Here is a 12,675-nt window from a genome sequence, read left to right as displayed (position 1 = left end):
CCGGGGCGCCGGGCCCGCGGCGCGGCGGTGACCGCACCGGGCCCGGCGCCCCTTCGTCGCCGAGCGCCGAACCTGTGTCCACCACGTCCTTTTTTCCGCCGCTCCGCGTCGAAACCCGGCTCCGGTGGGCTGGCCGGGCGGGTGGCACCCCGGCCGGCCAGCCACCCGCGGGTCAGGCCGCGGCCGCCCCGCCGAGGTAGGCGCCCTCGATCCGGCGGATGTCCCGCGTCGCCTCCTCGGCCGTTCCCGACCACACCATCCGTCCACGCCTGAGCACGCAGGCCCGGTCAGCCACCGCCAACGCCTGGCGGGCGTGCTGCTCGACGAGCAGAACACCGGCGCCGCGGTCGGCGGCCTCACGCAGCGCACGCATGAGACGCGCAACGATCTTGGGTGCCAGGCCCAGTGACAGCTCGTCGGCGAGGAGGACGGCTGGTTCGGCCGCCAGGGCCCGGGCCGTCGAGAGCATCTGCTGCTCGCCCCCGGACAGCAGGCCGGCCCGGCGCCGGAGAAGCCGCTCCAGTTCGGGAAACAGCTCAAGCGCCCGCTCGACGGAACCGGGGCCGATCCGGAGGTTGTCACGCACCGAGAGCCGTGAGATGACGGAGCGTTCCTCGGGAACGACACCGAGACCGCCACGCACGCGGTGGTGCAGAGGCGCCCTGGTCGGCTCGCCCCTCCACCTGATCTCACCACCGAGCGCGGGCAGGGCACCGGAAAGGGTGAGCAGGGTGGTGGTCTTCCCGGCCCCGTTCGGGCCGAGCACGACGGCGATCTCGCCGGGTCGGACGTCGAGATCGACATCCCATACACAGGGGACCCGTCGATACCCGGCGGAGAGGTTCTTCGCCTGGAGGACGGGAGGCGGTTCCGCACTCATCTCATTCCACTCTCTCGATGGCAATATTTAAACCAAGTTGAATTATCGTGAGACCTCCTTTCTAACAGCTCAACCCAGGCCAGACAACCCTCCGCCAGCCCCCTCACCCGACCCGGCAGGCCGTTCGGATGAGATCTCCAGCTACCCGCCATCAGCCAGAAAGATCATGCGACAACTCTTGCGTACTTAGACTCGGTTTAACTAAGCTCGCGAAGGTGGGCGCACGGCGCCGACCGCATGCGCGGCCCGCGGCTGATCGGCCGGGCGTCGCAACGGGCCAGCACCGCACCGGCCAGGGGCGGAGCGGGCCGACACCGAGCTCACCGGGGCCCTGCGGACCCGAACCGGACCAACCGGACCCGAACCGACTCCTCCGAGACGGGGACTACACAAGGAGCCACCGCACGTGAGCTTCACGATCGATCTGAGCGGAAAGACGGTCATCGTGACCGGAGGCGGGCAGGGCGTGGGCCGCGCGAGCTGTCTGGCCCTGGCCGCCGCCGGCGCCAGGGTCGTCGTGAACGACTTCGTGGCCGACCGGGCCGAATCCGTCGTCAAGGAGATCGAGCAGGCCGGCGGCGCCGCGGCGGCCAGCCCGTTCGACGTCTCGGACTATCAGGCGGTGACCAGGTCGATCGGCGACGCCGGCATCGACATCCTGGTCAACAACGCGGGCAACGCGGGGCCGGCGATCGGGGACCCGACCGCGCCCGCGTCGGGCGGGCGCGGCCCCTCGGTCAGCCTCGGCGAGTTCACGAACACCGAGCCGGCCGACTGGGAGCGGTACTTCGCCGTGAACCTCTACGGCGTCATGAACTGCACCCGGGCGGCACTCCCCCACATGATCGCCACTGGTCACGGCCGGATCATCACGATCGTCTCCGACGCCGGCCGGGTCGGCGAGCCGCACATGGCCCCGTACGCCGCGGCCAAGGCGGGTGCGGCGGGGTTCACCCGGGCGATCGCCCGGGAGGTGGGCCGGGACGGGATCACCGTCAACAACATCTCGCTCGCCACGGTCGACACCGTCGGGCTCGCGGACATGGCCCGCGAGTCACCTGAGCTACAGCGCCGCGTCGAACGCCAGCTGCGGCGCTACATCGTTCCCCGGCTCGGGCAGCCTGACGACGTCACCGGGCTTGTCACGTTTCTCGCCAGTCCCTCCGCATCCTGGATCACCGGTCAGACCTACCCCGTCAACGGCGGTTACTCAGTCAACCAGTGACAGGCGCGGCACCAGCCCCCGAAGGGACAGGGAACAATCATGGATCCCGAACTCTCCCCCGACCAGCGGCTTCTCAGGGAGACCGCCGAGCGGTTCATCGAGGCGAGTCTCCCGCTCGCGAAGCTGCGCGAGCTGATCGAGGCGGGCGGTGAGGTCGACCCGGCATACCGGCGTGAGGCGGCGGAGGTGGGCTGGTTCGCGTTCCTGGCCCCGGAGTCCCTCGGCGGCGGGAGCGTCTCCGATGCCGGTGTGCTGGACACCGTCGTTCTCGCCGAACTGCGCGGCCGCTACCTGCAGCCGGGTTCCTTCATCGACACGAACCTGGCCGTGGCGACGCTGAGCCGCGAGGGCTCCGAGGAGCAGCAGGCGAAGATCCTGCCCGACCTCATCGCGGGCGAGGCGGCGGTCGCGTGGGCCGTCGCCGACCCGTCCGGGGACTGGTCCGGCCCCGCGGGAGTCCACGCGCAGGCGGTGCCCGGGGGGTATCGCCTGACGGGGCGCAAGGGGCTGGTGGTGGAGGCGCAGTCGGCGCAGTGGCTGCTCCTGACGGCGAACACGCCCGAGGGGCCCACCCAGTTCCTGCTCCCGGTGTCCACACCAGGCGTCGGGGTGGAGGAACTCCGCGGGCTCGACCTGACCCGGCGGCTGTGCGAGGTCCACCTCGACGGCGCCGTGGTGGACGGCTCCGCGGTGCTGGGCAGGCCAGGGCAGGCCGGTGCCGCCGTCGACGCGCAGATCCGGCTCGCCGCGGTCCTGGGCGCGGCGGAGTCCGCGGGCGCCATGCAGTACCTGTTCGACCTCACACTGCAGTACTGCAAGGACCGTGTCGCCTTCGGCCGGCCCATCGGCTCCTTCCAGGCGATCAAGCACCAACTGGCGGACAGCAGCCTGGCGCTGGAGATGAGCCACGCCGTGGTGACCGCGGCCGCCCAGGCGGTCGCGGCACAGGACCGCGGCGACCAGGAGGCCGCGCGCGCCGCGCACGCGGCGAGCCTGGCGAACGCGTTCGTCTCGGACGCCGCGATCGAGCTCGCGCACAACTGCTGGCAGCACTTCGGCGGCATCTCCTACACCTGGGAGCACGACTTCCATCTCTACCTGCGTCGCCTCACCGTCGACGCGGCGCTGTACGGCTCGCCGACCTGGCACCGGGAGCGGGTCTGCCAGCTGTCCGGTGTCTGAACGCGGCGGTGCTCGACGGGAACCCGCGGCCCGACAGGAACCCGAAGGAGGCGTAATGGCGAGCGAGACAGCTTTTGGAAGACCGGATCCCGACGAACCGGATCTTGAGGAGTACCGGCTGCGGGCCCGGCAGTGGCTGGCGGCCAACCTGCAGCACCGTGAGGCGGGGCCGGCCGGTGTGGTCCGCGGCGGGGGTACCCACAGTGCCGAGGAGTACCTGCCGGAACGCGCGCTGCAGCGGAAGATCTACGAGGCCGGGTACGCGGGCATCAACTGGCCGAAGGAGTACGGCGGGCAGGGGCTCAGCGACGCCCACGCCCGGGCCTTCGCGCGGGAGGCCGCTCCGTACCGGATGCCCGACCTCGGCCACGCCGGCGGCACCACGTACGGCCCGGTCAGCCAGACACTTCTGCGGCACGCCTCGCCGGACTTCCTGGCCCGGCACGTCCCGCGCATCCTCGCCGGCGAGGAGCTGTTCGTGCAGCTGTTCTCCGAGCCGGACGCCGGCTCGGACATGGCCGGCATCACGACGCGGGCGGTGCGCGACGACGAGGGCAGCGGCTGGCTGATCACCGGCTCGAAGGTCTGGACCAGCGGCGCCTCCTACGCCGACTACGGCCTGTGCCTGGCTCGGACGAACTGGGACGCGCCGAAGCACCGCGGGCTCACCTGGTTCGCGGTCCCGATGCGTGGCAAGGGAATGTCCATCCGGCCCGTTCGCGAGATCACCGGGGCGGCGGAGTTCTGCCAGGAGTTCCTCGACGAGGTCTGGGTGAGCGACGACGAGGTGATCGGCGAGGTCGACCAGGGCTGGACGGTCGCGCAGACCATGCTGCTGGTCGAGCGCGGCGCGGGGCGCGACGACCCGGTCAACATGCCGGAGACCGACCCGGCCGGGATCGACCCGTTCCTCGTCGATCTGGTCCGGGCCGCCGGGCGGGCGCAGGACCCCGTCGCCCGCCAGGCGCTCGCCCGGATCCACACCGCGGACTGGGCCCGCGGCCAGCTGGGCCGGCGCATCACCGGCCTGCTGCGGACGAGCGACAAGCCCGCGAGCGGCATCGCCTCCTACTGGAAGCTCGCGGCCGGCGTGTACAACCCCCAGCGGGCCCGCCTGATGCTGGAAATCGGGCAGGGGCAGCCGCTGGTGTGGCGGGACGACGCGGGCCAGCGGGCGGCACTCGAATATCTGAACAGCCGGGTGTGGTCGATCGCCGGCGGCTCCAACGAGATGCAGCGCAACGCCATCAGCGAACGAGTCCTCGGCCTGCCGCGGGAGCCGAGCTTCGACCGGGGCCGGCCTTTCAGTGAAGTCCAGCGCAGTGCCCGGGAGTGGCTCGAGAAAAACTGAAACCTGTGGCGGGCCGCACGCACCACGGTGTGGCGTGGATCTCGCGCGTGTTCCGCGGCTTCGGTGGCGGGCGGCGACACGAGGAGGCGGGTCATCTCCGTGCGCATCTCGGTGGTCTTCCGGCGGGTACCACACAGGTATACTCCGGACGGTGAGCATTTCGAATGAGCCGCGGCGCCGGGCAGGGCTTCTGCAGGAGCGTTCGCGGGAGACCCGGCGTCGGCTGGTCCGTTCCGCGCTGCATTTGTGGACGGAGCGCGGTTTCGAGACCGGTATCGAGGACACGAAGGTCGAGGAGATCTGCCAGGCCGCTGGCGTGACCAAGGGGACGTTCTACTTCCACTTCGCCCACAAAGAGGACATCCTGCTTGAGATGGGTGTCGAGACGGCAACCATCCTCAACGACACGGCAAATCGTTGCGTCCGGGCGGACCGCGGTATCAACGACTCGCTGCGTACGGTCATGAACGCGCTCGCCCGCAACATCAAGGGAACCCCGCCGGCCGCGGTGAGCCGCGCCCTCGCCGAGTTCCGGCGCCCGAACCGGTCGGCCTCCTCCTACGAGGGCCCGGCCTTCGCGGAGGCATTCGAGAAGCTCTTCGCCAAGGCCCAGGAGAAGGGCGAGGTGACCGGCCAGATCGAGGCGTCGGAGATGGCGCAGATCCTGGAGGCCCTGGTGGTCGACTCCATCATGGAATGGTCCCAGGGCCGGCTCAGCCGGCTCAACCAGGCCCTTTACCGGCGCGCAGCCATCGTCGTCGCCGGGCTGCACCCCGACAACGCGCTCCCGCTCTGACCCGCCCGGGCTGACCACACGCCCGCGGGTAAGGCCGTCCGCGACGTTCCGGATGGCATTCACTGGCATTGGCCAGCACACACCGACGGACCCCCTCCCGGCTTTGGGCTGCCTCGGGGCCGTCGACGGTGCCGACGCGTGACAATCCCGCGGGCACGACCGGCCTGAAGGCGAGCGAAATCCAGGGCCCCGTAGCCCCACTTCAACGCTGTGGGGTGGCGTCGGCATGCACACCAGAGTTAGACTGAGTTCAAATCTGGTGATCAGGATAAGTCTCCTGGAGGAACGTTGCCTGACAGCCCCCAGCTTGGGACGCGCGGAATCTATGTGGCAGATCTCGAGCAGAGCCTCGACTACGGGATATTCGACGCGGACCACCACCTGTACGCACCTTCGGACGCGGTCACTCGATACCTGCCGGCCGAAATGATCGACCGCGCGTGGCTGCCCGGAGAACCCCGGATGCTCACCGAGGAAGAACACGAGGAAGACGAGGCCGCCGACCACGAGCGCCGGACGCTCGGCGTTCACTCCCAGCCCGAGGGCGGCCACGGCGGTGTCGACATCACCGAGCTGCCCGCGATGGCGGGCAGCATCCCCATTCCGGGCGCCATGCTCAACAAGCTCAACCCGATGAAGGATCTCGACCAGCTCAGCCGCGCCCAGCTGGTGGAACGGTACAACGCGATGCGCCCGGCCTTCGAGAAGAAGGATCCCCGACTGGCGTTGATGGATCTGCAGAATGTCGAGCTCGCCGTCCTGCACGCGGTCGGCACCGGCTGGGAGAGCGCGTTTGCGCGCGGCGACATCGAGGCCGGGTACGCGGTGAACCGCGCGTACAACGACTGGCTGTGGGAGGACTGGGGCTACGCCCACGACGACCGGATCCTGGTCCCGGTCCCGATCCCGCTGCTCGACGTCGACCGCGCGGTCGCCGAGCTGCGGAGGGTCCTCGACCGCGGCGCCCGGTTCGTCGACCTCCCACCCGGGCCCGCCTTCGGCCGCTCACCGTTCGACCCGTACTTCGACCCGTTCTGGTCCCTGGTGAACGAGACCGACACCCGCGTCGCGGTGCACCTGGGCGGCACCTACGCCCGGCACGGGGCCGAGTGGAGCGAGGATCCGAACGGCCGCTACCAGCATTTCGACGGCTTCCAGTGGGTCTCCTACTGGGGCGACCGGCCGATCATGGACACCGTCACCGCCATGGTGTTCCACAACCTGTTCGGCCGCTTCCCCAACATCAAGGTGCTCATCGCCGAGTTCGGCACCGTGTGGCTGCCCTACCTGCTGCGCAAGCTCGACCACGCGATGCTGTTGGGCCGCCGGCCCAAGTGGGGCACGCTCCCCGGCCGGCCATCGTCGATCTTCAAGGAGCGCTGCGTCATCGCGCCGTTCCCCGAGGAGAACGTCTCCAAGGCGATGGACGTCGTCGGCAGCGACTGCCTCGTCTTCGGGTCGGACTTCCCGCACTCCGAAGGCATCCCCGACCCGATGCAGTACGTCTCGCAGATCAGGCACCTCGACGACGCCACCGTCCGCAAGATCATGCGCGACAACCTCAGCCGGTTCCTGGGCGCCTGACGGCCGTGCCGGTCGTCGCACCGGCCCCGACGAACACGCGGTGGGTACCGGGCGGGGCAGAGAGGCCCGGTACCCACCGAAGGCGCGGAAGAAGGTGAACACCGATGCGCTTCGCGATGCGCTTCGACTTCCGGAACCCGGCCTTCGCCGGGACCACGACCGCGGAACGCTATGCCGCGGCGCTGGACATGGCCGCCTGGGCCGACCGGCTGGGCTGCTCCAGCATCACCGTGTCAGAGCACCACGGCTGCGCCGACGGATACCTGCCGAGCCCGGTCACGATGCTGGCCGCGATGGCCGCGCGCACCCGATCCGTCCGGTTCAGCATCGCGGCGCTCATCGCGCCGTTCCACGACCCGCTGCGGCTGGCGGAGGATCTGATCGTCCTGGACAACCTGAGCCGGGGCCGGGTCGACGTCGTCATCGCCGGAGGGTACGTGCGCGAGGAGTTCGACCTGTTCGGCGTGTCGACCCGGGACCGGCCCCGGCGGGTCACCGAGGTGGTGACGACGCTCAAGGCCGCGTTCACCGGGCTCCCCTTCGACTACCGCGGCCGCCGGGTCCACCTCACACCCGCCCCGTACCGGCCCGGCGGCCCGTGGATCTCACTCGGCGGGAGCAGTGAGCCGGCCGCGCGGCGGGCCGCCCATATCGCCGACGGGTTCATTCCAACGGACCCGACGGTCTGGGAGTTCTATCGCGACGAGGTGCAGCGGCTCGGGCGACCCGACCCGGGCCCGAGCCCCATCGGCGCGACCCGGACCGTCGCCCTCGCCGAGGACCCGGAGAAGGGCTGGGACCAGATGGGTCCCTGCTTCCTCTACCAGACGAACGCCTACGGGGCCTGGCAGGCGCAGGATGACGGGGGCAGCCCCTACCGCACGCTGCCCGACGTCGACGCGCTTCGCGCGACCGGGCAGTACCGGGTGGTGACCCCTGACCAGCTTGTCACCGAACTGCGGGCCTCGAGCAGCCCCTTCGCCAACTTCCACCCGCTCTGCGGCGGGATGCCGATTGACCTGGCCTGGTCCAGTCTGCGGTTGTTCGAGCACGAGGTGCTGCCGCGGCTGCGCTGACCCGCCCACACTGATCCACCCGCGGTGCCCGCTGGTTCGTCCTGGCCCGACCAAAGGAGAACACATGCCCGAACCGACATCCGCGCCGGCTCCGGCGGCGGCACTGCCCCTGAGCGGGGTCACGGTGCTGGACCTCACCCGGCTGCCGCCCGGCGGGTTCGCCACCGTGCTGCTGGCCGACCTCGGCGCCGACGTCATCCGGGTGGAGTCGCCGAAAGGGCGGCAGTTCGACGGTCCCATCGGGCTCAACCGCGGGAAGCGCTCGCTCGCGCTCGACCTGCGGCACCCGCGCGGGCTGGAGGTCCTGCGAGCACTCGCCGCGCACGCGGATGTCCTTGTCGAGAACGAGCGTCCAGGTGTCCTGACGGAGCGCGGGTTCGGCTACGAGCACGCGGCGATCGAGACGCCGCGCCTGGTGTGGTGCTCGATCACCGGCTACGGCCAGGACGGCCCCTACGCCCAGTGGTCCGGGCACGACCTGTCCTTCGCGGCGCACTCGGGGCTGCTCACCGCGCTGAACCCGCAGCAGCCGTGGCATCCGGAGCTGATCCTGTCGATCCCCGTCGGCGCGCTCATGGCCAGCGTCGGGATCCTCGCCGCGCTGCGTGAGCGGGACCGCACCGGTACGGGCTCCCAGCTCGACATCAGCCTGTCCGAGGCGTCCACCTGGCTGCTCTCGTCCGCCGACGGGATCATCGACCGCGGGCCCCGCGGTGTCCCGTTCGGACCCGACCGCAGCGTCTACGAGTGCGCCGACGACACCTGGGTCGCCGTCACCGCCGCGGAGCCGCGGACCTGGGACGCACTGTGCAAGGGGATCGGGCTGCCGGACCTGGCGGGCTCCCTGCGCCGCTGGGAGGACCCGCACGCCGTGGCCGACCGGCTCGCCGAACGGTTCCGGACCCGGCGGGCCGAGCACTGGGTCGCCGAGCTCGGGCCGCTCGGGGCCAGCGTGGTGCGGGTGAACCGCGGGCCGGATCTGCCGAACGACCCGCACGTGGCGGCCCGCGGGCTGCTGCGCAAGGTCGGTGATCTGACGGTTCCCCGGTCCCCGGTCCGCATCCGGGATGAATCCGGCGAACGTCCGCCCGGCCCGACCTACGCTCCGCCGCCGGTCGGCGAACACACCCGCGCGGTGCTGGCGCAGGCCGGGCTGAGCGACTCCCTCATCGACGAACTGCACGCCTGCGGCGCCGTGGGCCGCCGCTCCTGATCCGGGTTGGCGGGCCCGGCCCGCCAACCCGGCCGTCGCCGGTCAGCCGGTCAGCCCGCCACGTGCTCGGGCTCGGTGAACCGCTGCCAGTTCCACTGCACCACCGACTCGAAGGGGCCCGCGAACACCGGCTCGACACCGCCGTTCTTCCAGCGTGCCTCCAGCAGCGGGCGGACGGCGGCCCCGACCGTCGCCGGGTCGGAGTCCAGATACGCCACGGTGACCCGGTGCGTCTGGTCCACCTGGTGCGAGGTCTGGTAGCCGGGTGCGGTGCCGTACAGGTAGACCCCGGCCACCCCGGGCACGGTCAGCAGGCTGTCCACGCCGGCCCCGCGGAACTCACTGTCGTACTCCTCGGCACGGGCCGGGTCGAGTCGTTCCACGACGAGGTAGACCCCCAGGTTCGGGCGCCACGGGACAGCCTGGTCGGAGATGAGGGTGCGCGCCGCGGCACGTGGTTCGAGCAGCTTGTACGCCCCGAGCATCAGGAACGGGCTGGGCTCGATGAACCTGCCTGTCTCGTTCAGCCTCTTGTTCAGGGCCTGGAACTCCGCCAGATTCTGCTCGACCGGATCGGACAGCAGGTACGAGACGAGGTTCTCGGCATCGACCAGATCATCGGACTGGGCGGCCCGCTGGGCGCGGCAGGCTGCCGTTGAATGCCAACGCTGCGCGTTGACAATGCCTGGCACCGTGAACTGCTCCGGCATGTGCCTGGTCGCATGCCACTCGAGGTACTCGGCCTCGGAGACACTCTTTGGAAGTCCAGTCAGCGCGATGAATCCAACCTTGACTCGGTTCAACGGAACACCTTCCGGGGCGACGCTGTCGGATGTGGTCTGATAGCTCAGGTCAGTCTTTTCAGCTCGGGTAGCCGGTCGGGCGGGCACAGGACGCCGTCCGCTGCGAGCCTTTCCATTTCGGCCGGGGAGAGCCCGAGCCCGGCGAGGATCTCCACCGCCTGGGAGCCCACCGGCCCGGGGCTGGCGCCCACGACGGGCGGGGTCTCCGACAGCCACTGGCCGATGCCGGGCCGCGGGACGTCCGCACCGTTCGGGCCGCGCTCGAAATAGACCACGCCGCGGCCGTGCAGGTAGCCGACCGCGTCGTCGATGGGCACGTGGTGGTGCGCGCCGATGCCAGCGTCGACGAGCCGGCCGACCCAGTGCGCGGCCGGCTCGCCCGCGAACCGTGCGGCCAGCCGCGCGGCGAGTGCTCCGCCCGGGTCTCGCCAGGTCTCCACGTCCCCGCCCGGCTCCGCGGTGCCGCCCGGCTCCGCGGTGCCGCCCGGCTCCGCAGTGCCGCCCGGCTCCGCAGTGCCGCCGGGCTCCGCGGTGCCGCCGGGCTCCGCGGTGGCGTCCAGGCCGACGGCACGCAGCAGCCCATCGACGTCCCGTTTCCCGGCGGCGAGGAAGAACCAGCCGTCCTTCGCCTGGTAGAAGCGCGTCAGGGCGGTCGCGCCGTACTCGTTGCGCAGCGCGTCCGGCCCGCCGCCGCTCGCCGCCTGGGCCTCCGCCACCAGATGGACCGCCTGGTGGAAGGTCGACCCCTGCACCAGCGACGCCCCGACCTGCTGGCCGGCGCCGTCGCGCAGGCGCGCGAACAGGGCGACCGCCGCCGCGTAGGCGCCGAGGATCCCGGTGTCCGCGTCGTTGACGGGGGTCGGCTGGTAGAGCGTCCAGCCGAAACGCGCGCCGTAGCGCCAGCTCATGCCGGTCGCCGCGTTGCACTGGTTCTCGTAGCCGCGACGGTGCGCCCAGGGCCCGTGGTGGCCGTAGGCGGTGATGGAGCAGTGCACCAGGCCGGGGTTGAGCACGCTGGTCCGCGCGTGGTCGATGCCGTAGCGGGCCTGTGACTTCAGGGTGAAGTTGGTGACCAGCACGTCCGCGTCACGGATCAGGTCGGTCACGAGCCGGCCGCCCGGCCCGCTCCGCGCGTCCAGCAGGATCGTGCGCTTGCCGCGGTGGAGCTGGCCGACGATGCCGTCGGTCACCGCCGGCGTCGGGTTACCGATCTTGATGACGTCCGCGCCGAAGTCGGCGAGCACCCGGGCCGCCGTCGGGCCGGCGACTGCCTGGCTGAGGTCGAGGACGGAGTGCCCCTCCAGCGGAAGATCCACTGGGCGCGGCCGCGGCGCACCAGCTCGCGCCGGCGACATCCCGGCCCCGGAGGCGGCAGGCCCGCGGGCGGCCCGCTTCCCGGCCCAGTGCCATTCACGCAGTTCGGCGAGCACGGCGTCGCGGTCCTGGTCGGGCAGGTGCCGGGGCCTCGGCGCGGCGGGTGCCCGGCCCAGATCGAAACCGCGGCCCGGCATCACTATCGGCCCGGCGAGCGGGTCGTCCAGGGTGACGACGGCTCCGGACAGGCGTGCGTGCTCGCTGGCGACCCACTGCGCGGGGGTCCGGACCATGGACACCGGCATCTCGGCCCTGGTCGCGACCTCGTCCCACCAGGCCGCCGGACGGCTGCGGACCAGGTCGGCGAACATCGCCATCGCCCGGTCCCGGTGCTCCCGCGAGAAACCGCGGGTGGTGACGTCGATCAGGCCCTGGCGTTCCCACTCCGGTGCCACCCCGGCGGCGACGAGCAGCGGGATGACGAACTTCGCATAGGGCGACAGGTCGATCATGCCGCCGTCGGCGCACTCGTAGGTGAGGTCGCGCAGCAGGTGGCCGTCGCCCATCAGCGGGTTCTCGTACACCCGCATGCCCAGCATCGTGCTGTAGGCCTCGGCGAACGCCTCCGCCAGCGGGACCGCGACCAGCTGGCCCCGGCCCGAGCGTTCCCGTGCGATCAGCGCCATGACCACCGACACGGCGCCCATCAGCGCCCCGAAGTTGGACGCGGTGGTGATCGGGCTGAACAGCGGCGCGGCCGGGTCCTGCACCCGCACCCGCCGGCGACCCGACGGGTCCCAGTGCTCACTCAGCGGCCGGTAGCCGGCCACCGCCGTCTGGATCACTCCCTCCCACGCCGTAAGTGTGGCCTTCTCGTCATCGCCGGCGAAGCCGGGCAGCGAGCAGTAGACGAGCCGCTCGTTGGAGGCACGGGTGGCACCCGGGCCGAGGCCCAGGCGGTCCATCACCCCGGGCCGGAAGTTCTCGACGAGCACGTCGGCACGGGCGACCAGGTCCAGCGCGACCGCCCGGTCGGACGGCCGCTTCAGGTCCAGCGTGAGGCGCCGTTTGCTTCGGTTGACGTAGGCGTCGAGCGGACCGGGCTCGGCCGCGGTGCGCGGCGAGTCGACGTGCACGACGTCGGCACCGGCCTCGGCCAGCAGAAGCGCGGCGACCGGGCCGGCGATCTGGTGACCGAAGTCGACGACCCGGATCCCCTCGAGGCCGGCGGTGCCGGTCAGGCCGGGCATG

The 12,675-nt window shown here is 71.4% G+C and carries 10 protein-coding genes; 7 read left to right on the top strand and 3 right to left on the bottom strand.

The genetic code is table 11. The annotated features are described in order from the left end of the window. Positions 1-172: 172 nt before the first annotated feature. The gene (locus tag FREUN1FDRAFT_RS06520) at positions 173-880 is read right to left on the bottom strand and encodes an ABC transporter ATP-binding protein (protein ID WP_006539185.1); all 708 of its coding nucleotides are present in this window, start codon (positions 878-880) and stop codon (positions 173-175) included. Positions 881-1,286: 406 nt separating this feature from the next. Here FREUN1FDRAFT_RS06520 and FREUN1FDRAFT_RS06515 point away from each other — a divergent pair, with 406 nt between their 5' ends. The 7 genes from FREUN1FDRAFT_RS06515 (at position 1,287) to FREUN1FDRAFT_RS06485 (ending at position 9,307) form a co-directional block, all read left to right on the top strand. Further along, the gene (locus tag FREUN1FDRAFT_RS06515; RefSeq protein ID WP_006539184.1) at positions 1,287-2,105 is read left to right on the top strand and encodes an SDR family NAD(P)-dependent oxidoreductase; all 819 of its coding nucleotides are present in this window, start codon (positions 1,287-1,289) and stop codon (positions 2,103-2,105) included. 39 nt (positions 2,106-2,144) lie between these two features. Beyond that, positions 2,145-3,287, top strand: coding sequence for an acyl-CoA dehydrogenase family protein (locus tag FREUN1FDRAFT_RS06510; RefSeq protein ID WP_006539183.1), 1,143 nt, complete (start codon positions 2,145-2,147; stop codon positions 3,285-3,287). Between the two features lie 55 nt (positions 3,288-3,342). Continuing rightward, positions 3,343-4,638: an acyl-CoA dehydrogenase family protein gene (locus FREUN1FDRAFT_RS06505; protein WP_006539182.1), complete on the top strand. Its 1,296-nt coding sequence runs from the start codon at positions 3,343-3,345 to the stop codon at positions 4,636-4,638. Between the two features lie 151 nt (positions 4,639-4,789). Then, a complete protein-coding gene (locus tag FREUN1FDRAFT_RS06500) occupies positions 4,790-5,434 on the top strand; it encodes a TetR/AcrR family transcriptional regulator (protein ID WP_006539181.1) in 645 nt (214 codons plus the stop codon). A 327-nt stretch (positions 5,435-5,761) separates the two neighbouring features. After that, entirely contained in the window at positions 5,762-7,018 is a 1,257-nt protein-coding gene (locus tag FREUN1FDRAFT_RS06495; protein WP_232295069.1) for an amidohydrolase family protein, read from the top strand. Positions 7,019-7,122: 104 nt separating this feature from the next. After that, positions 7,123-8,094 (top strand): LLM class flavin-dependent oxidoreductase, encoded by a 972-nt coding sequence (locus FREUN1FDRAFT_RS06490; protein WP_006539179.1) that lies wholly within the window; start codon positions 7,123-7,125, stop codon positions 8,092-8,094. 64 nt (positions 8,095-8,158) lie between these two features. Next, the gene (locus tag FREUN1FDRAFT_RS06485; protein ID WP_006539178.1) at positions 8,159-9,307 is read left to right on the top strand and encodes a CaiB/BaiF CoA-transferase family protein; all 1,149 of its coding nucleotides are present in this window, start codon (positions 8,159-8,161) and stop codon (positions 9,305-9,307) included. A gap of 50 nt (positions 9,308-9,357) precedes the next feature. Here the strand turns inward: FREUN1FDRAFT_RS06485 and FREUN1FDRAFT_RS06480 are convergent, their stop codons facing one another. After that, the gene (locus tag FREUN1FDRAFT_RS06480) at positions 9,358-10,110 is read right to left on the bottom strand and encodes a hypothetical protein (protein WP_035950377.1); all 753 of its coding nucleotides are present in this window, start codon (positions 10,108-10,110) and stop codon (positions 9,358-9,360) included. Positions 10,111-10,154: 44 nt separating this feature from the next. Next, complete coding sequence (locus FREUN1FDRAFT_RS06475; protein ID WP_006539176.1) at positions 10,155-12,674, bottom strand: CoA transferase; 2,520 nt, start codon at positions 12,672-12,674, stop codon at positions 10,155-10,157. Between the last annotated feature and the right edge of the window lies 1 nt (position 12,675).

Source organism: Parafrankia sp. EUN1f, from assembly GCF_000177675.1.
Taxonomy (GTDB): domain Bacteria; phylum Actinomycetota; class Actinomycetes; order Frankiales; family Frankiaceae; genus Parafrankia.
This window is presented reverse-complemented; position numbering and strand designations above follow the sequence as displayed.

Excerpts from the sequence above, each read along its gene's own strand:
- FREUN1FDRAFT_RS06520 (WP_006539185.1), bottom strand. The coding sequence starts at position 880 with ATGAGTGCGGAACCGCCTCCCGTCCTCCAGGCGAAGAACCTCTCCGCC.
- FREUN1FDRAFT_RS06510 (WP_006539183.1), top strand. The coding sequence starts at position 2,145 with ATGGATCCCGAACTCTCCCCCGACCAGCGGCTTCTCAGGGAGACCGCC.
- FREUN1FDRAFT_RS06505 (WP_006539182.1), top strand. The coding sequence starts at position 3,343 with ATGGCGAGCGAGACAGCTTTTGGAAGACCGGATCCCGACGAACCGGAT.
- FREUN1FDRAFT_RS06490 (WP_006539179.1), top strand. The coding sequence starts at position 7,123 with ATGCGCTTCGCGATGCGCTTCGACTTCCGGAACCCGGCCTTCGCCGGG.
- FREUN1FDRAFT_RS06485 (WP_006539178.1), top strand. The coding sequence starts at position 8,159 with ATGCCCGAACCGACATCCGCGCCGGCTCCGGCGGCGGCACTGCCCCTG.
- FREUN1FDRAFT_RS06475 (WP_006539176.1), bottom strand. The coding sequence starts at position 12,674 with ATGCCCGGCCTGACCGGCACCGCCGGCCTCGAGGGGATCCGGGTCGTC.